This window comes from Rhizobium sp. USDA 4016, assembly GCF_056279705.1.
The window spans coordinates 3,015,168-3,036,133 of sequence record NZ_JBWCCY010000004.1; the positions used below are offsets into that span (position 1 = coordinate 3,015,168).

At 62.6% G+C, this 20,966-nt stretch carries 19 protein-coding genes; 13 read left to right on the forward strand and 6 right to left on the reverse strand.

The window, feature by feature from the left end:
• Positions 1 to 5 precede the first annotated feature (5 nt).
• Complete coding sequence (gene ribB / locus ACZ9DP_RS30635; RefSeq protein ID WP_022716496.1) at positions 6 to 1,109, forward strand: 3,4-dihydroxy-2-butanone-4-phosphate synthase; 1,104 nt, start codon at positions 6 to 8, stop codon at positions 1,107 to 1,109.
• A 121-nt stretch (positions 1,110 to 1,230) separates the two neighbouring features.
• On the opposite strand, the gene ACZ9DP_RS30640 is transcribed toward ribB, so the two are convergent.
• The gene (locus tag ACZ9DP_RS30640; RefSeq protein ID WP_476204534.1) at positions 1,231 to 2,421 is read right to left on the reverse strand and encodes a winged helix-turn-helix domain-containing protein; all 1,191 of its coding nucleotides are present in this window, start codon (positions 2,419 to 2,421) and stop codon (positions 1,231 to 1,233) included.
• Between the two features lie 98 nt (positions 2,422 to 2,519).
• On the opposite strand from ACZ9DP_RS30640, the gene ACZ9DP_RS30645 reads away from it, so the two are divergent.
• From ACZ9DP_RS30645 to ACZ9DP_RS30655, 3 genes are read left to right on the forward strand one after another with little or no spacing between them, the layout of a single operon-like run.
• A complete protein-coding gene (locus tag ACZ9DP_RS30645) occupies positions 2,520 to 3,194 on the forward strand; it encodes an energy-coupling factor ABC transporter ATP-binding protein (RefSeq protein WP_194729132.1) in 675 nt (224 codons plus the stop codon).
• Complete coding sequence (locus tag ACZ9DP_RS30650; RefSeq protein WP_476204535.1) at positions 3,194 to 3,802, forward strand: energy-coupling factor transporter transmembrane component T family protein; 609 nt, start codon at positions 3,194 to 3,196, stop codon at positions 3,800 to 3,802. Before ACZ9DP_RS30645 ends, ACZ9DP_RS30650 begins: the two co-directional genes overlap by 1 nt.
• Before the next feature lie 24 nt (positions 3,803 to 3,826).
• Positions 3,827 to 4,390: a biotin transporter BioY gene (locus tag ACZ9DP_RS30655; RefSeq protein ID WP_092583447.1), complete on the forward strand. Its 564-nt coding sequence runs from the start codon at positions 3,827 to 3,829 to the stop codon at positions 4,388 to 4,390.
• Positions 4,391 to 4,399: 9 nt separating this feature from the next.
• Here ACZ9DP_RS30655 and ACZ9DP_RS30660 read toward each other — a convergent pair whose 3' ends face one another.
• Positions 4,400 to 4,801, reverse strand: a complete 402-nt coding sequence (locus tag ACZ9DP_RS30660) for an acyl-CoA thioesterase (RefSeq protein WP_476204536.1) — start codon at positions 4,799 to 4,801, stop codon at positions 4,400 to 4,402.
• Between the two features lie 162 nt (positions 4,802 to 4,963).
• On the opposite strand from ACZ9DP_RS30660, the gene ACZ9DP_RS30665 reads away from it, so the two are divergent.
• From ACZ9DP_RS30665 to ACZ9DP_RS30690, 6 genes are all read left to right on the forward strand, one after another.
• Positions 4,964 to 5,899, forward strand: a complete 936-nt coding sequence (locus ACZ9DP_RS30665) for a histone deacetylase family protein (RefSeq protein ID WP_476204537.1) — start codon at positions 4,964 to 4,966, stop codon at positions 5,897 to 5,899.
• Between the two features lie 2 nt (positions 5,900 to 5,901).
• Positions 5,902 to 6,153, forward strand: coding sequence for an exodeoxyribonuclease VII small subunit (locus tag ACZ9DP_RS30670; protein WP_022716503.1), 252 nt, complete (start codon positions 5,902 to 5,904; stop codon positions 6,151 to 6,153).
• Between the two features lie 88 nt (positions 6,154 to 6,241).
• Positions 6,242 to 7,009 carry an SDR family NAD(P)-dependent oxidoreductase gene (locus tag ACZ9DP_RS30675; protein WP_074066879.1) on the forward strand — a complete coding sequence of 256 codons (768 nt, stop codon included), beginning with the start codon at positions 6,242 to 6,244 and terminating at the stop codon, positions 7,007 to 7,009.
• Between the two features lie 72 nt (positions 7,010 to 7,081).
• Positions 7,082 to 8,005, forward strand: coding sequence for a pirin family protein (locus tag ACZ9DP_RS30680; protein WP_074066878.1), 924 nt, complete (start codon positions 7,082 to 7,084; stop codon positions 8,003 to 8,005).
• A gap of 101 nt (positions 8,006 to 8,106) precedes the next feature.
• A complete protein-coding gene (gene dxs / locus ACZ9DP_RS30685; protein WP_239595213.1) occupies positions 8,107 to 10,023 on the forward strand; it encodes a 1-deoxy-D-xylulose-5-phosphate synthase in 1,917 nt (638 codons plus the stop codon).
• A 332-nt stretch (positions 10,024 to 10,355) separates the two neighbouring features.
• Positions 10,356 to 10,502 carry a helix-turn-helix domain-containing protein gene (locus ACZ9DP_RS30690; RefSeq protein ID WP_239595215.1) on the forward strand — a complete coding sequence of 49 codons (147 nt, stop codon included), beginning with the start codon at positions 10,356 to 10,358 and terminating at the stop codon, positions 10,500 to 10,502.
• Between the two features lie 65 nt (positions 10,503 to 10,567).
• Here the strand turns inward: ACZ9DP_RS30690 and ACZ9DP_RS30695 are convergent, their stop codons facing one another.
• Positions 10,568 to 12,493 carry a methyl-accepting chemotaxis protein gene (locus ACZ9DP_RS30695; RefSeq protein ID WP_476205505.1) on the reverse strand — a complete coding sequence of 642 codons (1,926 nt, stop codon included), beginning with the start codon at positions 12,491 to 12,493 and terminating at the stop codon, positions 10,568 to 10,570.
• Between the two features lie 319 nt (positions 12,494 to 12,812).
• Here ACZ9DP_RS30695 and ACZ9DP_RS30700 point away from each other — a divergent pair, with 319 nt between their 5' ends.
• Positions 12,813 to 13,559, forward strand: coding sequence for a TlyA family RNA methyltransferase (locus tag ACZ9DP_RS30700; RefSeq protein ID WP_476204538.1), 747 nt, complete (start codon positions 12,813 to 12,815; stop codon positions 13,557 to 13,559).
• Positions 13,556 to 14,806, forward strand: a complete 1,251-nt coding sequence (locus ACZ9DP_RS30705; RefSeq protein ID WP_476204539.1) for a class I SAM-dependent RNA methyltransferase — start codon at positions 13,556 to 13,558, stop codon at positions 14,804 to 14,806. Before ACZ9DP_RS30700 ends, ACZ9DP_RS30705 begins: the two co-directional genes overlap by 4 nt.
• A gap of 94 nt (positions 14,807 to 14,900) precedes the next feature.
• Here ACZ9DP_RS30705 and mcpU read toward each other — a convergent pair whose 3' ends face one another.
• From mcpU to ACZ9DP_RS30720, 3 genes are all read right to left on the reverse strand, one after another.
• A complete protein-coding gene (gene mcpU, locus ACZ9DP_RS30710) occupies positions 14,901 to 16,994 on the reverse strand; it encodes a methyl-accepting chemotaxis protein McpU (RefSeq protein WP_476204540.1) in 2,094 nt (697 codons plus the stop codon).
• Between the two features lie 207 nt (positions 16,995 to 17,201).
• Positions 17,202 to 17,954 (reverse strand): crotonase/enoyl-CoA hydratase family protein, encoded by a 753-nt coding sequence (locus ACZ9DP_RS30715; protein ID WP_476204541.1) that lies wholly within the window; start codon positions 17,952 to 17,954, stop codon positions 17,202 to 17,204.
• An 8-nt stretch (positions 17,955 to 17,962) separates the two neighbouring features.
• On the reverse strand, positions 17,963 to 19,741 hold the full coding sequence (locus ACZ9DP_RS30720) for an acyl-CoA dehydrogenase family protein (protein ID WP_239595224.1): 1,779 nt from the start codon (positions 19,739 to 19,741) through the stop codon (positions 17,963 to 17,965).
• Between the two features lie 200 nt (positions 19,742 to 19,941).
• Between ACZ9DP_RS30720 and ACZ9DP_RS30725 the strand changes: the two genes are divergently transcribed.
• Positions 19,942 to 20,937 carry a transporter gene (locus ACZ9DP_RS30725; protein WP_039844162.1) on the forward strand — a complete coding sequence of 332 codons (996 nt, stop codon included), beginning with the start codon at positions 19,942 to 19,944 and terminating at the stop codon, positions 20,935 to 20,937.
• Positions 20,938 to 20,966 lie beyond the last annotated feature (29 nt).

Genomic DNA, 20,966 nt, shown 5'->3' on the forward strand with positions numbered 1-20,966 from the left:
GTCCCATGCCTTATGACCAGAAGCGTGTCGTCGATGCCATCCGGGCCTTCGAAGCCGGCGAAATCGTCGTCGTCATGGATGACGACGACCGGGAGAACGAAGGCGACCTGATCGTCGCCGCCGTCCATTGCACACCGGAAAAGATGGCCTTCATTGTCCGCCATACCTCCGGCATCGTCTGCACGCCAATGCCGAAAGAAGAGGCGAAGCGCCTGAACCTCAACGCCATGGTGGCCGAAAACGACTCCGCGCACACGACGGCGTTTACCGTGTCCGTCGATTTCAAGCACGGCACGACCACCGGCATTTCCGCCGACGACCGCACGCTGACGGTGCGCAATCTCGCCAATCCGAATGTCGGTGCAAGCGATTTCGTCCGGCCCGGCCACATCTTTCCACTCGTTGCCCGCGAAGGCGGCGTTCTGATGCGTTCCGGCCATACGGAAGCGGCCGTCGATCTCTGCAGGCTCGCCGGACTGCCGCTGATCGGCGTCATCAGCGAGCTCGTTAATGACGACGGCACGGTGACGCGCGGGCCGCAGGTCATCGATTTTGCGGAAAAGCATGGCCTGAAGCTCGTCTCGGTCGCAGACCTCATCGCCTATCGCCAGCGCAAGGAAACGCTGATCGAACTCGGCGCCAGCTTCGATATCGAGACGCCGTTCGGCAAGGCCAAGGCGCACACCTACTCGCTCCCCTGGGATCCGATGCAGCACCTCGCCGTTGTCTTCGGCGATATACGCGACGGCATCGACATCCCAGTGCGCCTGCACCCGGAAAATGTCGCCGAGGACCTCTTCGGCAAGAAGAGCCCGGTCGACCACTATATGCAGAAAATCGCCGAGGAAGGCCGCGGCATCATCGTATACCTCCGTGAAGGCTCCGTGGGCGTGGGCCACTACGACAACGGCCGCAAGGCCCGCAGCCAGGGACGCGAAGCCCACGCCGAAGCCAAGAGCCGCGAAAGCGAATGGCTGGAAATCGGCTTGGGCGCGCAGATCCTGAAAGACCTCGGCGTCAGTTCGATCAGGCTGCTCACCAGCCGCGAGCGACACTATGTCGGCCTGGAGGGATTTGGAATCAAGATTTCAAAGACGGAGATTTGGTGAGAGGTTCCCTTCTGCCCGGGGAGAAAGGCAGCCCGGCGGGCCGGATGAGCGGGGCGTTCCGACAATCTCGTGCCGAGCTAGGCTCCGGCACTTCTTCCCGCTGGGGAGAAGTGCCACGCGGCTAACCCCTCCACCCCTTGAGAAACACGACCTTCTCCACCCCCGCAAACTTCGCCACGCGCTCCAGTTCCGCTCGCAGCCTCTCCATCCGTCCCGCAGAAGCCTTCACGCCGGGCTCCAGCCATAGCCGCTTCACATCCAGCGTCCCCTGCTTGCGGTCGGCCTTCATGTCGATGCGGCCGATGAGTTTGTCACCTTCGAGCAGCGGAAAGACGTAATAGCCGTATTCGCGCTTCGGCCCAGGTACGAAAACCTCGATGCGGTAGAAGAAGCCGAACAGGCGTTCGGTGCGGTTGCGGTCGCGGATCGTCGGATCGAAGGGGCTCAAGACGCGAATGCGCGCCGGAGCCTCGAGATAGCCATCCAGCGTCGAAAGGAAATCCGCGAAGGCCCAGGAGGGGCGCGGCTTGCCGCCGAGCGCCGGTTCGATCAGGATCTCGGTCAGTTCGTCGCGATGGGTTGAAACCCAGGCCTTGGCCTCGTCCGGCGACAGCAGATTCCAAAAGGCGGCGATTTCGCCGTGTGTCGCAAAACCGAGCCGTTTCAACGCGCTTCGGCACGCCCAATCGACAAACTCCTCCCGGCTTACTTCCGGATCGCGGAATTCAGCGGGGATGACACGCTCGACCAGATCGTAGATCTTCTGGAAGTTGGAGCGGCCGGCGATGGCGAACTTGCCGGTGTGCCAGAAATATTCGAGCGCGGTCTTGTTAGGATGCCAGTTCCACCAGCCGCCCGAGGTGTGTCCGTCGGCCTTGATTTCGCGCGCCATGATCGCGCCGTCGCGCGCCACGCGCTCGTAGGTCTCGTCGAAGGCATGCTCGAAACCCTCGCCGCGCCATTTGCGCCAGCGCTCGACGAGCACCTCTTCCTGGTGCCGGAATTTGTGCTTCCAGTATTTGAAGAAGGCGCTCGGCAGGATGGAGGCGTCGTGCGTCCAATGTTCGAACAGCGCGCCGTCCTTCTCCAGGAGCGCGGTCAGGTGTTCGCGTCTGTATGTCTGGTTGCGGGAAAAGAGGATCTGGTGATGCGCCCGCTCCACCGTCTGGATGCTGTCCACCTGCACGAAACCGATATCATGGATCAGCTGCAGCAGCCCGGCCTTGGTCAGGGCGCGGTTCGGCGGAGAGCTGAGGCCCTGTTTGGCGAGGAAGACGCGGCGGGCATCGCTGTTCGAAAAGAGATTCGTCATGGGCACATCATATTCGGGAAAATGTTCCTAGCCACCCGGTTTTGCACTTTTGACGCTGCGGCTATAGAAGCAGCATCGGATTGTGACAGGGGAATGATTTGGAGATCCGTTTCGAAGGGGCTGCAGTCACTTATGGCGCGCGCGAAGCGCTCTCGCCGCTGACCCTCACTCTCACGGAAAACCGCATCGGCGTAATCGGCCTCAACGGTTCGGGAAAGACCACTTTCGCGCGGCTGATCAATGGTCTGACGAAGCCGACAGCCGGACGCGTGATCGTCAATGGCCGGGACACGGCCGACTCCCATTCGGCCCTTCCGGATGTCGGCTTCATCTTCCAGCAGCCGCAGAACCAGATCATCCTGCCGATCGTGCGCGACGACATTGCCTTCGGATTGAAGGGCCGCGGCTTCTCGAAGGCCGAGATCGAAGCGAAGGTTGAAGCTGCACTCGGCCGCTTCGATGCCGCCCATCTGGCAGCGCGCCGGGCGCACGAGCTTTCTGGCGGCGAGTTGCAGATCGCCGCCCTCTGCGCGGTTCTGGTGACCGGCCCGGATATCCTGATCCTCGACGAGCCGACGAACCAGCTCGATCTCAAGAATCGCGCATTGGTGCAGAAGATCATCGAGGGCCTGCCTGAAAACGCCATCGTGATCAGCCATGATCTGGAACTGGTCGCGGATTTCGGCCGCGTCCTGCTCTTCCACGAGGGCAGGCTTGCCGCCGATGCGCCGGCGGCCGAGGCAATCGCGCGCTACCGGGAGATTACCGCCTGATGCAATCGCTTTATGTCGAGGGAACCAGCATCATGCACCGGCTTCCGGCGCGCTCGAAGCTGCTTGTTCTTGCGATCCTCGGCGTCATTCTCTTCACCACCCGCAACATTCCTCTGCTTTCGCTTGGCGTGCTGATAACAGGGGCCGTCTATTTCAGCCTCGGCCTGCCTTTCGGGCTGGCGATTGCACGGCTGAAGCCCGTGCTGCTGACGATCCTCGTCGTGGCACTTTTCAGCCTCGCCTTCAATCCCTGGCATGGCGCGGTCGAGGCGCTGCTGCGGCTGACGGCGCTGATGCTCTTTGCGGCGGCGGTGACGGCAACAACGACGATCAGCGAGTTCATCGACGAGATCACGCTGCTTGCCCGCCCATTGGAGCGGGCCGGCCTGGTGGCGGCGAACGATGTCGGACTTGCGGTCGGTCTCGTCGTCCGTTTCGTGCCGGAAATCCTTGGCCGCTACCAGGCGATCAAGGAGGCGCATGCAGCCCGCGGCATTAAGGTGCGGCCCGTCACGGTGCTTGCGCCGCTGATCATCCTCACGCTCAGAGATGCGGATAATATTGCCGCAGCGATTGACGCGCGCGGCGTTCGGCGGCATGTCAGTTAACATTCTGTAAACACGGAGCCCATGATGAGCACCCGCGACCTCGTTCTCTCAGCCCTCTTTGCCGCAATCATCGTGGCGCTCGGCATTCTGCCGCCGATCACGCTCGGCTTCATTCCGGTGCCGATCACCGCGCAGTCGCTTGGCGTCATGATGGCAGGCGTCGTGCTCGGCGCGCGCCGCGGCGCGATCGCCGTGCTGATCGTGCTTGTTCTTGTTGCGATCGGCCTTCCGGTGCTTTCAGGCGGCCGCGGCGGCCTTGCGGCATTTGCCGCACCGACGACCGGCTTCCTCATCGGCTGGCTCTTTGCCGCCTTCGTCACCGGCTATGTCGCCGAGCGCCTGGTGAAGGCCGAGCAGTCCGGCCTCGTGCAGACGGTCGGCTTCTTCCTCGCATCCGCGATCGGCGGCATCGTCGTTCTCTATGCTTTCGGGATCGCCTATCTCGCGGTCGCTGCCGGCGTCGGCCTGCAACAGGCGTTCGTCGGCTCGATGGCCTTCGTCCCCGGCGATGTCATCAAGGCGTTCGTCGCAGCGCTCGCCGGCCGCGCCGTCATGGTCGGCTATCCGCTGCTGCCTGCACGTGCTTAGGATCGGAGCCTAATCAACGAAGCTGTAAAGCCAGTCGCGCGTTTCTTCAGGGAGCGCGGCCGGCGACAGGTCTTCGCGATTGCGCGCCTGCCAGATGATCTCGACCTCGGCGGCGCGTTCGCCTTCCGCCTCGACGGCAATCAGAAAGCCGACGGAGCGAACGCCGATCTTGTCGACCGCAGTGGTGAATTCCATCAGTTCGTCGTAGTGCAAGGGCCGGTGCAGGATGCAGGAAATCTTGCTTGCAGTATAAATTGGCTCGCCTTCCACTTCCGGCCGCGTCAGCCAGAAATTTGCAAGTACGGATTCGGCATAGGAAATATAGGACGAGATGAACATCTCACCATGCATGTCGACATCCCGAAACGGCACACGTATTTCCGCTCCGTTCGAGCGCGCTGATTTTGCCATCTGCCTGCCTATCCTCACTTCCCTGCTGAAAGACTAATGGCGACACAGGCCGAAGTAAACGGTGGAGGTGACATGCGCACGACACCGCGCGTATGTTGAAATTGCCGGCATTCGCGCCATCTGCTGTGGATCATGACTGGGGCAAGCGATAAGAGTATCCGCATGAGCACCCGCCTTTACGAACACCCGATCTTTCTCGAACATGTCACGCCCGCGGGCCATCCCGAGCGGCCGGACCGGATGCGGGCAATCAACGTCGCGCTCGGCCATCCGAATTTCGAGCGGCTGGAGCGCAAGGAGGCGCCGCAGGCGAACGAGGAGGCCGTGCTGCTTGCCCATCCCGAGGAACATCTGCGCGCCGTCATGCGCCAGATTCCCGAAGAAGAGGGCGAGATCAACCAGATCGAGGCCGATACCTATGCGAGCCCGAAGAGCCTGCAGGCGGCGCTGACGGGCGTCGGTGCGGCCATGGCTGCGGTGGATGACGTCTTCACCGGCAAGGCCGACAACGTCTTCGTCGCCGCCCGCCCGCCGGGGCATCACGCGGAGAAGATGACGGCGATGGGCTTCTGCTTCTTCAACAATGCGGCGATCGCCGCGCGCCATGCCCAGAGGCGCCATGGCGCCGAGCGTGTCGCGATCGTCGATTGGGACGTGCACCACGGCAACGGCACGCAGGACATCTTCTGGGACGACGCCTCCGTGCTCTTCTGCTCGACGCATCAGATGCCGCTCTATCCGGGATCGGGAGCGAAGGACGAAAGCGGCAAGCACGGCACGATCATCAATGCGCCGCTTTCGCCGAATGTCGGCAGCGATCATTTCCGCGAGGCATTCAAATCGCGCGTGCTGCCGGCGCTTGTCGATTTCCGGCCGGACCTCATCATCATCTCTGCCGGCTTCGACGCGCATCACCGCGATCCCTTGGCGCAGATCAATCTCGTCGGCGAGGATTTCGACTGGGCGACTGGAAGATTGCTGGAGATAGCCGACAAAAGCGCCTCCAACCGGGTCGTCAGCCTGCTGGAAGGCGGCTATGATCTGGAAGGGCTTGCCGAATCGGCAGGCCTGCATGTGCTTCGATTGATGAAGGGTTGAGTATGACTGACAGCGCCAAGCCGGAGGTTTCCGGTCTTTCCTTCGAAAAGGCGGTTGCCGAACTCGAAAGCATCGTGGCCCGCCTGGAGCGCGGCGACGTGGCGCTCGATGAATCCATCGAAATCTACGAGCGCGGCGAAGCGCTGAAGAAGCATTGTGAGACGCTGCTTTCGGCGGCCGAAAACCGCATCGAGAAGATCCGGCTCGACCGCGCCGGCAAACCGCAGGGCACGGAGCCGCTGGACGGGGCGTGAGCCCGTAAAACATTCTCCCAAGACTTCTGGCCGGAAGCAAATCGTCAGTCTAACATCCCCCACACAACAGCAGAGGGAACAGTTCAGAATGACGGATAGGCTGAAGAGCAAGGTTGCCATCATCTCGGGCGGTGCGACCGGGATGGGCGGCGCAGCGTCAAAGCTGTTTGCGGCCGAAGGCGCTCGTGTCGCGATCATAGACCGCAATGGCGAGGCGGCGGCGCAGACCGCCACGGCCATCCGGGATGCAGGCGGTGAAGCCGATTACTGGATTGCCGACGTTTCCGACGAGAAAGCGGTGAACACGGCCGTTGCCGGTATCGAGGAGCGCTATGGCGCCGTTACCGTGCTCTTCAATCATGCGGGCACCATCGTCATCAAGCCGTTCCTGGAAACGACGCTTGAGGAATGGGATTGGCTGCATGCCGTCAACGTGCGCTCGATGTTCCTGATGACAAAGGCCGTGTTGCCGAAGATGATTTCGGCAGGCGGCGGATCGATCGTCTGTACCTCGTCCATCTCCGCCGTTGCCGCGACGCCGATGGAAGTGCTCTATGACACGACCAAGGGTGCAGTGCATATGTTCGCGCGAGCGATTGCGGTGGAATTCCGCGACCGCAACATCCGTTGCAATGCTGTCTGCCCCGGCTTCATCCGCACGCCGCACGGCCTTCGTGAGGTGGCCGACTTACAGGCGTTTGGGGTCGATGTTTCCGACGCCGCGATTGCTGCGCAGCAGGGGAGGATCGGCGAGCCGGAAGATGTGGCGAGGGCGGCGCTCTATTTGGCGAGCGACGAATCCAGCTTCGTCAACGGCGCCCATCTCTTCGTCGATAACGGCTTCACAGCCATCTGACGAACATGAACCCTTTCGCGGCGGCCCTCCAGGCGCTATTGCTGGTCGCGCCCTCGTGCTCGGAGAACCGCCATGTCCTTCTTCCCCGGTAAAGACCCGCTGCCCGGTGACGCCTTCGCCTGCGACGCCATCGAGAATCTGATCATTCCGCGCACCAGCGATATCGGCGGTTTTCAGGTGCGGCGGGCGCTTCCGACGCGCCAGCGGCGGCTGGTGGGGCCGTTCATCTTCTTCGACCGGATGGGACCGGCGATTCTGAAGCCTGGCGAGGCGCTGGATGTGAAGCCGCATCCGCATATCGGATTGTCGACAGTCACCTACCTTTTCGATGGCGAAATCCGGCATATGGACAGTCTTGGGACCGAGAAGGTGATACGGCCCGGCGACATCAACCTGATGACGGCCGGACGCGGCATCGTGCATTCGGAGCGCACGCCCGACAATCTGCGTGGTCACCCGTTGCTGATGTCGGGCCTGCAGACCTGGCTGGCACTACCGGACGACAAGGAAGAAATCGACCCCTCCTTTGCCCATACGGAAAAAAGCGAGATGCCGCTGATCTATGAACGTGGCGTCAGAGGGCGCGTCGTCATCGGCTCCTTCGAAGGCATGACGTCGCCGGTCAAGGTGTTTTCGGACACGCTCTATGCCGACCTCGATATTGAACCAGGCGCCAGGTTCCCCTTCGGCGTGGCCCATGAAGAGCGCGCAGCCTATGTGCTTTCGGGCGAAGTCATCATCGCCGGCGACCGCTTTGCCGCGGATCAGCTGCTCGTCTTCCGGCCAGGCGACGCGATCACGCTTGAGGCAGGTCCTGCGGGCTGTCACCTGATGCTCTTTGGGGGTGCGGCGCTGAATTCGAAGCGGTACATCTGGTGGAACTTCGTTTCCTCCTCCAAGGAGCGTATCGAGATGGCGAAGGAGGAATGGCGCACCGGCCGCTTCGACATCGTTCCGGGGGACGAAGAGGAATTCGTGCCTTTGCCTGAAGGATGAACTCCTTTAGAATTATGGGGTTGCGGTTCTTGAAATGCACTTGTTTTGCCGCAATCTAATCGAATAAGCAAAGCAAGAACCATAAGAAAGAGCTCCCGCCCGTGACACATCAGCCGAAAACCCCGCTGCTCGACCAGGTCAAATATCCCGCCGACCTGCGCAAGCTCGAGGATCGTGACCTGCCGCAGCTTGCGCGCGAAGTCCGAGACGAGATGATCGATGCGGTCTCGCGCACCGGCGGACATCTGGGCGCGGGTCTCGGCGTCGTCGAACTGACGATCGCCATCCACAGCGTCTTCGATACGCCCGAGGACCGGTTGATCTTCGACGTCGGCCACCAGTGTTATCCGCACAAGATCCTTACCGGCCGCCGCGAGCGGATCCGCACGCTGCGTCAGGAAGGCGGCCTTTCCGGGTTCACGCGGCGCGCCGAGAGCGAATACGATCCCTTCGGGGCGGCGCACTCATCGACCTCGATTTCCGCGGGTCTCGGCATGGCGGTCGCCGCGGAACTCAGCGAGACAGACCGGCGCGTGATTGCCGTCATCGGCGACGGCGCCATGTCGGCCGGCATGGCTTACGAGGCGCTGAACAATGCCGGCGCGCTCGATGCGCGGCTCATCGTCATCCTCAACGACAACGATATGTCGATTGCCCCGCCGACGGGTGCCATGAGCGCCTATCTCGCCCGTCTCGCCTCCGGACGGACCTATATGGGCTTTCGCGATTTCGGCAAGAAGCTGACGGCTTATCTCGGCAAGAAAGTCGACCGGGCGCTCACCCGCGCCGTCGAGCATGCGCGAGGCTATGTCACTGGCGGCACCATGTTCGAGGAAATGGGCTTCTACCATATCGGCCCGATCGATGGTCATTCCTTCGAGCATCTGCTCCCAGTGCTGCGCAATGTGCGCGACAACGCCGAAGGTCCGGTGCTGATCCACGTCGTCACGCAGAAGGGCAAGGGTTATCCGCCTGCCGAAGCCGCCGCCGACAAGTACCACGGCGTCAACAAGTTCGACGTCATCACCGGGGCGCAGGCCAAGGTGAAGCCGAACGCGCCGAGCTATACGAGCGTCTTCGCCGAGGCGCTGGTGCAGGAGGCAACGCTCGACGACAAGATCGTCGGCATCACGGCGGCCATGCCGAACGGCACTGGCCTGGACAAGCTTGCCGAAGTCTTCCCTGCCCGCTGTTTCGATGTCGGCATCGCCGAGCAGCATGCCGTCACCTTCGCGGCCGGACTCGCCACCGAGGGTTACAAGCCGTTTGCGGCGCTCTACTCCACCTTCTTGCAGCGCGCCTACGACCAGGTCGTCCACGATGTCGCAATCCAGGGCCTGCCGGTCCGTTTCCCGATCGACCGCGCTGGTTTCGTCGGCGCCGACGGCCCGACGCATGCGGGCTCCTTCGACACGACATTCCTTGCGACGCTTCCCGGATTCGTCGTCATGGCTGCGGCCGACGAGGCGGAACTGAAGCACATGGTGCGTACGGCGGCGGCTTATGACGCCGGCCCGATTTCATTCCGTTATCCGCGCGGCGAAGGTGTCGGCGTCGAAATGCCGGCTCGCGGCAAAATCCTGCAGATCGGCGAGGGCCGCATCGTCAAGGAAGGCACCAAGGTTGCGCTGCTCTCCTTCGGCTCGCGGCTCGCGGACTGCCTGCTTGCGGCCGAAGATCTTGAGGCTGCCGGCCTTTCGACCACGGTTGCCGATGCGCGCTTCGCCAAGCCGCTGGACCACGGCCTGATCCGCCAGCTCGCCCGCCACCACGAAATGCTGATCACCGTCGAAGAAGGCGCCATCGGCGGCTTTGGCAGTCATGTGCTGCATTTCCTCGCGATGGAAGGCCTGCTCGAAAGCGGCCTGAAGGTCCGCTCGCTCACCATGCCCGATATCTGGATGGAGCAGGCGAAACCAGAGGTGATGAACGCCCATGCCGGCCTCGACCGCGCAGGCATCGTTTCCACCGTCTTCCGGACACTCGGCCACGGCGCGGCCGTGGGGGTTGCGGGCTGACGCCATCCGGAGCCTTCGGCAGCGCTCAGGCGCCCCAAGTCTACCAATCTACTTTTTCCGTCCGGTATGCGGCCGCACCGAGGCGGCGGCAGGTCAGCCGCAGGAGTCAGCGTGGCGACGCCGCATCTTATCGACGCAGGTGTCCGATTGCTGCGTGCGCGCCGGAAGATGCGGAGGTCCTGGCACCGCCTTTTCGAAGGCGAGATCCTGTACCCGCTGCTGGGTCGCAGGCGGGTCTGCTTGAGCAGATCGCCATGGCGAAAGCCGACTGAACCAGATGGCCGCGCAATCGATTTCGTGCGCAGATCAGGCTGCAGGAGGCGCGGCGCATCATGATCGTCGAAGGCATGACGGCCGCCGAAGCGGGATTTCGCGTCGGCTACGACAGCCCGTCCCAGTTCAGCGGCGACTATGTCCGGTTCCCCCATATGCCACCGAAACGCGACGTCGAGCGGATGCGCGGCATCGACGGCATTTAGCACGCAACAACGAGAAGGGCGGCCAAACCGACCGCCCCTCTTATATGCCAGATCGATCAGCGATCTCAGAATTCCGTCCAATCGTCTTGGACGGCTGCGGCGGTTGCCGCCTTGCCGCCGAAGGCGCTGGCGAGCTTGTTGGTCAGCGCGCGGGCGGGCGATGCAACAGGGCGGGCGCCGGATTGCGCGGCACTCGCACGGGGCGCGGCCGCCGGTGCGGCCTGGCCGAGCTTGAACTGTTGCAGCAAGGCGTCCAGCGCGTTGGCTTCCTGAGCCAGCGCATGGCTTGCCGCCGTTTGTTCTTCGACCATGGCAGCATTCTGCTGCGTGCCCTGGTCCATATTGTTGACGGCGGTGTTGATCTCCTGCAGGCCGATCGACTGTTCGCGCGTCGCGGTGACGATCGCGCCGATATGGCGGTTTATCTCCTGGACCTCGCTCACGATCTCGGCAAGGGCTTTGCCGGTTTCACCGACAAGCGAGACGCCGGTGTTGACATGGTCGCCTGAGGTCGTGATCAGCGCCTTGATCTCCTTGGCGGCGTTGGCGGAGCGCTGAGCCAGTTCACGCACCTCCTGGGCGACGACGGCAAAGCCCTTGCCCGCATCACCTGCACGGGCGGCCTCGACGCCCGCGTTCAAGGCAAGCAGGTTCGTCTGGAAGGCGATGTCGTCGATGACGCCGATGATGTTGCTGATCTCGCCCGAGGACTTCTCGATCTGCTGCATGGCGGTGACGGCCTTTCGGACAACATCGCCGGAGCGCTCGGCACCGAGACGCGCACGTTCGACCAGATGGCCGACATCTTCGGCGCGCTTGGCGCTGTCGCGGACCGTCGTCGTGACCTCTTCGAGAGCTGCGGCGGTTTCCTCGACGGCAGCAGCCTGCTGTTCGGTGCGGCGGGCAAGGTCGTCGGCGGCGGAGCGGATTTCGCCGGCGCCGGCATTGATCGCCGAGGCATTGCGGCCAACCGCCTGGAGTGCCGACTGAAGCTTTTCAGCGGCATGGTTGAAGTCGTTTCGCAGGCTGTCGAAGTGAGCGGAGAAGGGCGTTGCGATCCGGCTTGCGACATCGCCGTTGGCGAGGTTCGAAAGACCGCCCGCCAGACTGTCGATCGCAAAGCGGATCTCGGCTGCCTCGCGGGCCTTCTCCTCGTCGGAGAGCTGGCGCTGGCGCTCGGCCTCGTCGCGCATGCGGTCCGTCTCGCCGGAAAGGCGCTGCTTTTCGATTGCGGCCTCCTTGAAGACCAGCACCGACTTCGCCATCAGGCCGACTTCGTCGCCGCGGTCGAGCGCCGGCACGTCGATATCGTTGTGGCCAGCTGCCAAGCGGCCCATGGCGACGGTCATGCCGACGATCGGCTGCGCGATGGTCCGTGATAGAAGCCAGGCGAGCATGGCTGCGGCAAGCGATGCAGCGATGCCACCGACGATCAGCGTGAAGGTCAGATCCTTGTTGGCGTCGAGCTGGGTTGTGGCAAAGACCGCCGACTTTTCACGGGCGACAGCCTTGATCTTGGCGGAGGCCTGACGGAAGCCGTCGAGTTGTCCTTTCGTGGCGTTCACACCGATCTTGACGACGTCTGCGATCGGCGTCTCGGTTTCCTTGCGGGCCTTGGCCTGCGGTTCGGCAAGTTCGTGGAAATAGAGATCGGCCGCCTTCTGCATGCCGTCGATCATCCCGATCAGTTCCGCCTCGCCTGCAGCTGTCTGCTTGGCGGCAGCAATCGCCTTCAGCATGCGTTCGCGATTGGCGAAGATATCGCCATAGGTGCTGTCGCTGCGGAAGAGGATGAAGCCCCGCAGGTTGACGGCCTGCTCCAGCATCGCCTGCAGCGCGTCGTCGATGTGATTGACGAGGAGCTCCGATTTCTCCTGTTCGGCAGCAGCAGCAGCCGAAGCGTTCGCCTTGCTGTACACATGGGCTGAGACGGAAATGAAGATGAGAATCAGCGCTGCAAAGGTTGCGGCAAGCTTTCCCTTCAAGGACATGTTGGCGAACACCGGTCAACTCTCCTGACAAAAACGGCGAAACAAGCCGCGCGAGACGCAGCGGCAGAGCGAATTAAACTGAATCATGATCTGCAGGTGGAGGTTATGATGCCATCATGGCAGGAACGGCCCGGGCGGACCGCTGCAATCACTGCGACGCTACGGGCACCGGCTTTAAATTTACTTAATCTGTCCTATCCAAAATTTGGGGGAGGAATTGTTTCCACGCGCTCTGCATTTCCTCGAAAGCCCCCATCTCATCTGCGGCGACGGCAACAAAAGGCTTGCAAGCAGCGGATTTGCCGGTCATGGACAGCCGATGTCCGATCAGAATACCCAGCGCCTCGACCAGCTTCTCGTGAGCCTCGGCCTTTTTTCCAGCCGTTCGCGGGCACGCGATGCCGTCAGCCGTGGCACAGTGAAGGTCGGCGGCGCTGTCGTGACAAAGCCGGGCGCTCTCTTTGCCGAGGAGGCCGAAATCGAGGTCGATGATCCGGCGCAGGATTACGTCTCCCGTGCCGCGCTCAAGCTCATTGCGGCGCTCGATCATTTCCAACTCTATCCGGCGGGCCACCACTGTCTCGACATCGGCGCTTCGACCGGCGGCTTCACGGAAGTGCTGCTGGAGCGCGGCGCGGCGCATGTGACCGCCATCGATGTCGGTCACGGGCAGATGAATCCGCGCATCGCAGGCGATCCGCGGGTCACGAATATCGAGGGGCTGAACGCCCGCAATTTGACGGCAGAGAATATCGGCCGGCAAACAACCTTCGTCGTGTCGGATGTTTCGTTCATTTCGCTGAAGCTGGCGCTGGCGCCTGCGTTGCAGATCGCCGAGCCTGGCGCCATTGCAGCGCTTTTGGTAAAGCCGCAATTCGAAGCCGGGCGCGAAGCGATCGGCAAGGGCGGACTGTTGAAGGACCCTTCCTCCGCGCCCGCGGTCGCGGCGGAGCTCGAGCGCTGGTTCGCCGAAGACATGGGCTGGAAGAGCCTCGGGCTCATCGCTTCGCCGATCGCCGGCGGCGACGGCAATCAGGAATTTCTACTCGCAGGAACGAAGCCGTGAGCACCGAAACAGTCACCATCCAGAAACTCGGCGGCCAGGGCGACGGCATTGCCGACGGCGCGGATGGCCCGATCTACGTGCCCTTCTCGCTGCCCGGCGAAAGCGTGGCGATCGCGCGCGTCAAGAACCACGGCACGATCATGTCGATTGCCAAGCCTTCAGCCGACCGGCAGGAGCCACCCTGCCGCCATTTCGGCCCGGACGGCGTCAACGGAACTTGCGGCGGCTGCACGCTGCAGCACATGGCGGATCAGCCCTACCGGACCTTCAAGCGGCAGCTGGTGATCGACGCACTGAAATCGAAGGGCATATCGGCCGAGGTCGGCGAACTCGTCCCGGCACATCCCGGCGAGCGGCGGCGCGTCGTCTTTGCGGCACGCAAGACCGAGAAGGATATGCTGATCGGCTTCAACCAGGCCGAAAGCCACCATATCGTTGCGATCGAGGAATGTCCCATCTCGTCGGCAGCGATCCTTGCACGGCTGCCGGCAATCAAGGCAATTGGCGCAGCGCTTGCCACCAGCGCCGAGGCCTTTCGCATTTCGGTTCTCGAATCACTTTCCGGGCTCGATCTCGCCGTCGACGGGATCAAGAAAATGCCGGACCCGCAGCGGCGCAAGGCGATTGAAACCGTGCTTGGCCTTCGCGGCATCGCGCGCGTTTCGCTGAATGGCGAAATCCTGGTCGAGCCCTCCAAGCCGATCGTCGACTTCGGCGGTGTGCAGGTCTCGCCGCCGGCTGGCAGCTTCACCCAGGCGACGAAGCCAGCCGAAGAGACGATGGCCGAGCTGGTGCTTGCCCATGTCGGCAAGGCAAAGCGCATCGCCGATCTCTTTGCGGGCGCCGGCACTTTCTCTCTTCGGCTTGCCCGGATCGGACGCGTGCATGCCGTCGAAGGCGAGGAGAAGGCGCTCGCCGCCCTCGACCAGGCGGCGCGCAAGACACAAGGGCTGAAGCCGGTCAGCGTCGAGAAGCGCGACCTCTTCCGCCGCCCGCTGATGACGTCCGAACTGAAAGTCTATGACGCGGTAGTCTTCGATCCGCCTCGCGCCGGAGCGGAGTTCCAGTGCCGCGAGCTCGCCCGTTCGACAGTGAAGAAGATCGCCGCCGTCAGCTGCAATCCGCTGACACTGGCGCGCGACCTCGCCATTCTCATCGAGGGCGGCTACCGGATCACCGGCGTCACGCCGATTGACCAGTTTCTCTGGACCTCGCATGTCGAGGTGGTGGCGACGCTGGAAAAATAGGCCCCAGGCTCTCGCTGAGCCACCATTGCGATCCAGCGCGCGAACGAAAATGCCCGCACCAACGCGGGCATTTTTTGGTTTGAAGCGGCAGGGATCAGGCGGCGCGGCGGCTAGCAGACGCCGTCATTGCGTGCGCCCCGGATTGTAGGTTGAACTGCGCCAGAAGCTGCATCAGCTTTGCGGCCTCGGTTGCGAGGCCGTGGCTTGCCGCTGTCTGCTCTTCGACCATGGCAGCGTTCTGCTGTGTGCCCTGATCCATTGTGTTGACGGCCATATTGATCTCGTGGAGGCCGGTCGATTGCTCACGGGTGGCCGTGACGATCGCGCCGACATGGCGGCTGATTTCCTGCACCTGTAGAACGATCCCCTCCAGTGCTTTGCCGGTATCGCCGACCAGCGTCACACCGGAGCGAACCTGGAAATTCGAGGCCGTGATCAGGCTTTCGATCTCCTTGGCCGCCTTGGCGGAACGCTGCGCCAGTTCGCGAACTTCCTGCGCGACGACGGCAAAGCCCTTGCCTGCCTCGCCGGCGCGTGCGGCTTCGACACCGGCATTGAGCGCCAGAAGGTTCGTCTGGAACGCGATATCGTCGATGACGCTGATGATGTTCGAAATCTGCTCGGACGACTGCTCGATGCCGTTCATCGCATCGACCGCCTTGCGGACGATCTCGCCGGATTCTTCGGCGCCGGCACGTGTGCGGTTGACGAGATTGCCTGCTTCCTCGGCGCGGCGGGCGGTGTCCTTGACGGTGGTCGTGATCTCCTCGAGTGCTGCGGCAGTCTCTTCGACTGACGCTGCCTGCTGCTCCGTGCGGCGGGCGAGACCATCGGCAGCCGTGCGGATCTCCGACGCACCGGCATCGATCGCATGCGCGTTGCGGCCGACGGTCTGGAGTGCGGCGTGCAGCTTGCCGACGGCCGTGTTGTAGTCGCTGCGGAGACGGTCGAGATGCACGGCGAACGGCGTTTCGATGCGGTGGGCGAGATTACCCTCCGAAAGCGCTCCGAGCGCACCCGCCAGCGCATCGACGGCGGTACGGATTTCCGCCGCCTCCAGCGCTTTTTGCGCTTCGCGATCCTGACGCTCGCGCTCGGTCAGTGCGCGGCTGGTCTCGGCCTCTCCTTCCAGGCGCTCGCGGTCGATTGCGTTGTTCTTGAAGACGGCGACCGCTTCGGCCATCGAGCCGATCTGATCGCGGCGTTCCTCACCGGGAATGGCGGCGGAGAGATTGCCGGCTGCCAGGTTCTGCATCGCAGCCGTCATGGCGGTGACCGGGCGGATGACGAGACCGTGCAGCAGCCAAGCCATGGCGACGATCATCAGGCCAACGGCGAGAAGCGTGGCGATGGTCGCTGCGATGCGGAATTCGTTCAGGGACGCGAAGGCCTTGTCGCCGTCAACGACGAAGCCGAGATGCCACTCGACCGTCGGCAGGCCGTCAACCGGCAGGAAGCTGACGAGAACCGGCTTGCCGTCGAATTCGCTCTCGACCAGGCCGGGACCGATCGACGGATTCGCGTCCGGGAAGGCATCTGCAAGCGTCTTGGTAACAAGCTTGGCATCCGGATGGATGAGAATCTGGCCGCTCTTGTTGACCAGGAAAGCCATGCCCTGGCCGCCGAGATCGATCTCCTTGATCATCGTCACCATGGTATCGAGCGAGAAATCGCTGCCGACCACGCCGGCGAGCTTGCCGTCGCGCTTGACCGGAACGGCAGCGCTGATGATGAGATCGCCGCTCGAGGCGTCGGTGTAGGGCTCGGTCAGGACGGGCGCATCGGCCTTGACAGCATCCTGATACCACGGGCGCTTGCGCGGATCGTAGTCCGCCGGGAGCGGCAGGTCCGGCCAGGACGTGAAGACGCCCTGTTCGTCGCCGAGATAGGTACTGACGAACTGCTTCGTCAGGACGTCGTTCTGCAGCACGCTGACAACGCCGGCGCGATCGACAGCCTTTGCGGAGGCGTTCGCGACCATCGCGGTCAGCGTAACGCGACCGTTCATCCAGTTGGCAAGGCTGCGTGCAGCCTGCTCGCCGGAAGACTGGATATTCGCTTCGATCGAGGCCGTCGTGACGCTGCGCTGCACCGAATTGATATAGGAGGAAAAGGCGACAAAGGCCGCGAGAACGACGGCGGACGCGGCGACAAGGATGCGCGTCAGCAAATTCGTCTTCTTTTTCAAGATGCGTTCCTTTCGGATCGTCTGCCGTCCCGTCGGCGCGCAGGAACGCGGGGCGGGAGCGCGGAACGGGCAGAGGGCTCATGGAGACAAGGATGCGCAAAGCGCCTCATGCGCCCGGACGACCGAATGGAATCAACTCGTCACCCCCTGATTATTAGGGGTTAATTAAAACAGGCTTAAAATTTAGCAAAAATCCTGTGCCCGGCATCAGCGTCGCATGAAGGCCTCGAAAGCCGCACGGGCTTCCGCGCTCTTCAACTGTGCGGCAAAATGCCGGGCCTCGTCATCGATGCGCGCAATGATCTCGGCACGGTCGCCGCGGATGAGATCACGAGCAATCTTCAAGGCTTCCGGCGGCTTGGCGGCGAGTTTTGCGGCGGCCGCAAGGGTTAGGGGCTCAACGTCCGGCGCGGAGCAAATCTTCCAGACCAGCCCGGCATCCTTTACCTCCTGCGCGGAGAATGCTTCACCTGCAGCAAGCAGGGCGAAGGCGCGCTGATGACCCATGATGCGCGGCGCAAGCAAGCTGGAGGCAGCTTCCGGCACGAGCGCCAGATCGACGAAAGGTGTGCGAAACTGGCTGCGGTCGGAGGCGACCGTCAAATCGCAATGCATGTGCATCGTCGTGCCGATGCCGATCGCCAGCCCATCGACGCCGGAAACCAGCGGCTTTTCGGCATTGACGAGCGCATTGAGGAAATCGAGAAGCTCCGGGCCAAGGGAGCCACCCATCGCCGCCGCAAGGAAGTCGCCGATATCGTTACCTGCGGAAAAAGCGCCTTCCGTGCCGAGGAAGACCGTCGCCCGGATGGCGATGTCCTCATTCGCGGCCTTCAGCGCTTCGGTCATCCGCACATACATGGCGCGGGTGATCGCGTTCTTCTTTTCCGGGCGGTTGAAGCGAATGATCTGTACGCCGGGATGGGCAGCGGATTGTTCGACGATGATGTGGTCGGACATGATGATCCTCAGGCAAGAGCAATGCGGGCGGCGGCGAGACTATCTGCGCCGTTGATGACGCGATCCTTCAAGGCTGCGGTTTCCGACAACAGATTTTCGGCGGCAAAGCGGCAAAGCGCAATGCGGCTTTCGTTCGCGCCGTCAGAGACCCTGGCAAGCCCGCCTTTGGCGAGGTAGGAGCCGGTCAGGGCGAGCCCGAAGAGGCGCTGATAGGGCGTTGCTCCCGAAAGGGCTTCGGCCACCTTGCCATCTGCCTGCACCTTCAAAAGCCAGCCGGTTGCCTGTTCGAGATCGGCGATGGCCGAATCAAGCCGCGCTGCCGTTTCGCCAAAGCCCTCGAGATTGGAACTGCGCACCTGATCGGCGATATCGCGAAGTTCGGCGAGGAAGCCTTTCACGTGATCGCCGTTCGAAAGCGGCAGCTTGCGGCTGACGAGATCGATCGCCTGGATACCGTTGGTACCTTCGTAGATCGGCGCGATCCGAGCGTCGCGCAGGAAGCGGGCAGCGCCCGTCTCCTCGATGAAGCCCATGCCGCCATGGACCTGAATGCCGAGCGAGGCGACGTCGACGCCCGCATCGGTCGAGAAGGACTTGGCGATCGGCGTGAGAAGCGCAGCGCGTTCCTGCCAATGCTGCTTGTCTCCACTGGCGCGATGCGACATGTCGATCGCGTGGGCGCAGGCATAGGAAATGGCGCGGGAGCCTTGCGTCAGCGCCTTCATCGTCAGCAGCATGCGGGCAACGTCGGGATGTTCGATGATTGGGCTCATGCCGCTGCCGCTCCAGCCGGGCGCCCTGCCCTGCGTGCGCTCCATGGCATAGGCTATCGCCTTCTGCGTCGCGGCTTCGGCGATCGCGACACCCTGCATGCCGACCGTCAGGCGGGCGTTGTTCATCATCGTGAACATGCAGTTGAGACCCTTGTTCTCCTCGCCCACGAGCCAGCCGACCGCCCCCTTCTCGCCGCCGAACCTGCCATCGCCATAAATCATCGTGCAGGTGGGCGATCCGTGGATGCCCATCTTGTGTTCCAGCGAATGGCAAAAGACGTCGTTGCGGCGACCGAGCGAGCCATCGTCGTTGACAAGGAACTTCGGCACGAGGAACAGCGAAATGCCGCGCGTGCCGGCCGGTGCATCAGGCAGGCGGGCGAGGACGAGATGGATGATGTTGTCCGTAGCGTCGTGCTCGCCCCAGGTGATGAATATCTTCTGGCCGAACAGGCGATAGGTGCCGTCATCGCGCCGCTCGGCCCGGCTCTTCAGCGCGCCGACGTCCGACCCTGCATGCGGCTCGGTGAGGTTCATGGTGGCAGTCCACTCGCCGGAGATGAGCTTCGCCAGGTATTTCTGCTGAAGGTCCGGGCTGCCGTGGGCGCTCAGCGCCTCGACCGCACCCATCGTCAGCGTCGGGCAAAGCGCGAAGGCTGTGGCGCCGGAATTCCACATTTCAAGAGCGGCGACGTTCAGCATGTTGGGCAGGCCCTGGCCGCCATATTCCTCGGGGCCTGTCAGTCCGTTCCAGCCACCTGCGATCCAGTCCTGATATAGTTTCGCCCAGCCATCCGGGGTCTTCACTTCGCCGTCAACCAGACGAGCGCCCTGCCTGTCGCCGATCTCGGCCAGCGGGGCGACTTCTTCCGTCGCGAAACGACCGGCTTCGTTCAGGATCGCATCGACGAGATCCTCGCCGAGCTCACCGAGCAGGCCTTTATCGATCGCGTCGCTCAGCCCTGCGACATGTCTCAGAGTAAACGCGATGTCCTCGACGGGCGCCTTGTACATATCATCTCCTCGCATCTCAAACGGAACCGTGGTTCCAAGCCTCCGGTGGAAGAGCTAATTGATTTTTACGTAAACGTCAATTTCGAATTCGGCGTTTCAGAATTGACGACATCTTGCCGCTCGCAGGTCTTCACACTTGCACAAACAACCGTCATGGAGAATCTCTAAACAGACTGATCGCATCGAAAGGATCGAGACCGATGGATACATTGCCCGCCAATATACCCGGCCTCGTCTGGGCCTACAGTTTTCCGGCAGGAAGCGGTAAGGCAGTGCGCCTGCACAACAGCGCGTTTCCGGCAGAACTGGTGTCCGGCAACGGCTTTTACTGGCTGCATCTCAATCTCGCCGATGCACGCGTCCCTGCCCTGCTCGAGACGCTGGACGGCCTTTCCGAAGATGCCAAGACGGCTCTCACAACGCGCGATACGCATGCTGCGCTTACCGTGGACGAGCAGATGCTCTACGGCACGCTCATCGATTGCCAGCGTGAATTCGATCAGGATACCAACGATCTCGGCTGGCTGCATTTCGCCATCGCCGATCGCTTCATCATCACCACCCGTCTGCAGCCGCTGCGCAGTGTCGAGCGGGCGCGCGCGATGATCGAAAAGAATCCGGCAAAATTCTCCCGGCCGGTGGACCTCTTCGAACTGCTGGTGATCGAGTTTCAGCGCACGCTGATTTCTGTTGTCATGGAGCTCACCGAAGAGCTGAACCTCATCGAAGACTTCGTCTACGACAACGTTTCGCGCGATGAGCGGCGGCGGCTGGCGCCGGCACGCCGCACAATCGTACGCCTCCACCGACACCTTAGAAACGTGTTGACGCTCATGCGGCGGGCCTCGGCCTCCGACGAGGACGAAATGCCCTTCGGCTTCGAGGATATCGCCGGCCGGCTAACGAGCAGGCTGGAATCGGTCGACCACGATATCTATGCATTGCAGGAACGCGCCCGCTTGCTGCACGAGGAAATCGACTCGAAGCAGTCCTCCGAGACCAACCGTCACCTCTACATTCTTTCGATCATGACCGCCTTCCTGCTGCCGCCTACGCTGGTGACCGGCTTCTTCGGCATGAATACGGCTAATCTACCCTTCGCCGAAGGACCTGGCGGTACGGAATACGCGGTGGCGCTCCTTATCGCTTCGGTGCTGCTTGCCTGGTGGCTGCTCAAGCGGGTCAATATTCTCTGACAAGAAAAATCGCTGTTCAAAGCACTGCT

What these genes read in the sequence shown, in the direction of transcription:
- ACZ9DP_RS30680 (WP_074066878.1), top strand. Translation starts at nt 7,082, where the DNA reads ATGTCCTTCTTCCCCGGTAAAGACCCGCTGCCCGGTGACGCCTTCGCC.
- ACZ9DP_RS30655 (WP_092583447.1), top strand. Translation starts at nt 3,827, where the DNA reads ATGAGCACCCGCGACCTCGTTCTCTCAGCCCTCTTTGCCGCAATCATC.
- ACZ9DP_RS30665 (WP_476204537.1), top strand. Translation starts at nt 4,964, where the DNA reads ATGAGCACCCGCCTTTACGAACACCCGATCTTTCTCGAACATGTCACG.
- ACZ9DP_RS30650 (WP_476204535.1), top strand. Translation starts at nt 3,194, where the DNA reads ATGCAATCGCTTTATGTCGAGGGAACCAGCATCATGCACCGGCTTCCG.
- ACZ9DP_RS30640 (WP_476204534.1), bottom strand. Translation starts at nt 2,421, where the DNA reads ATGACGAATCTCTTTTCGAACAGCGATGCCCGCCGCGTCTTCCTCGCC.
- ACZ9DP_RS30715 (WP_476204541.1), bottom strand. Translation starts at nt 17,954, where the DNA reads ATGTCCGACCACATCATCGTCGAACAATCCGCTGCCCATCCCGGCGTA.
- ACZ9DP_RS30690 (WP_239595215.1), top strand. Translation starts at nt 10,356, where the DNA reads ATGATCGTCGAAGGCATGACGGCCGCCGAAGCGGGATTTCGCGTCGGC.
- ACZ9DP_RS30720 (WP_239595224.1), bottom strand. Translation starts at nt 19,741, where the DNA reads ATGTACAAGGCGCCCGTCGAGGACATCGCGTTTACTCTGAGACATGTC.
- ACZ9DP_RS30660 (WP_476204536.1), bottom strand. Translation starts at nt 4,801, where the DNA reads ATGGCAAAATCAGCGCGCTCGAACGGAGCGGAAATACGTGTGCCGTTT.
- ACZ9DP_RS30725 (WP_039844162.1), top strand. Translation starts at nt 19,942, where the DNA reads ATGGATACATTGCCCGCCAATATACCCGGCCTCGTCTGGGCCTACAGT.
- ACZ9DP_RS30670 (WP_022716503.1), top strand. Translation starts at nt 5,902, where the DNA reads ATGACTGACAGCGCCAAGCCGGAGGTTTCCGGTCTTTCCTTCGAAAAG.
- ACZ9DP_RS30675 (WP_074066879.1), top strand. Translation starts at nt 6,242, where the DNA reads ATGACGGATAGGCTGAAGAGCAAGGTTGCCATCATCTCGGGCGGTGCG.
- ACZ9DP_RS30695 (WP_476205505.1), bottom strand. Translation starts at nt 12,493, where the DNA reads ATGTCCTTGAAGGGAAAGCTTGCCGCAACCTTTGCAGCGCTGATTCTC.
- ribB (WP_022716496.1), top strand. Translation starts at nt 6, where the DNA reads ATGCCTTATGACCAGAAGCGTGTCGTCGATGCCATCCGGGCCTTCGAA.
- ACZ9DP_RS30700 (WP_476204538.1), top strand. Translation starts at nt 12,813, where the DNA reads ATGTCCGATCAGAATACCCAGCGCCTCGACCAGCTTCTCGTGAGCCTC.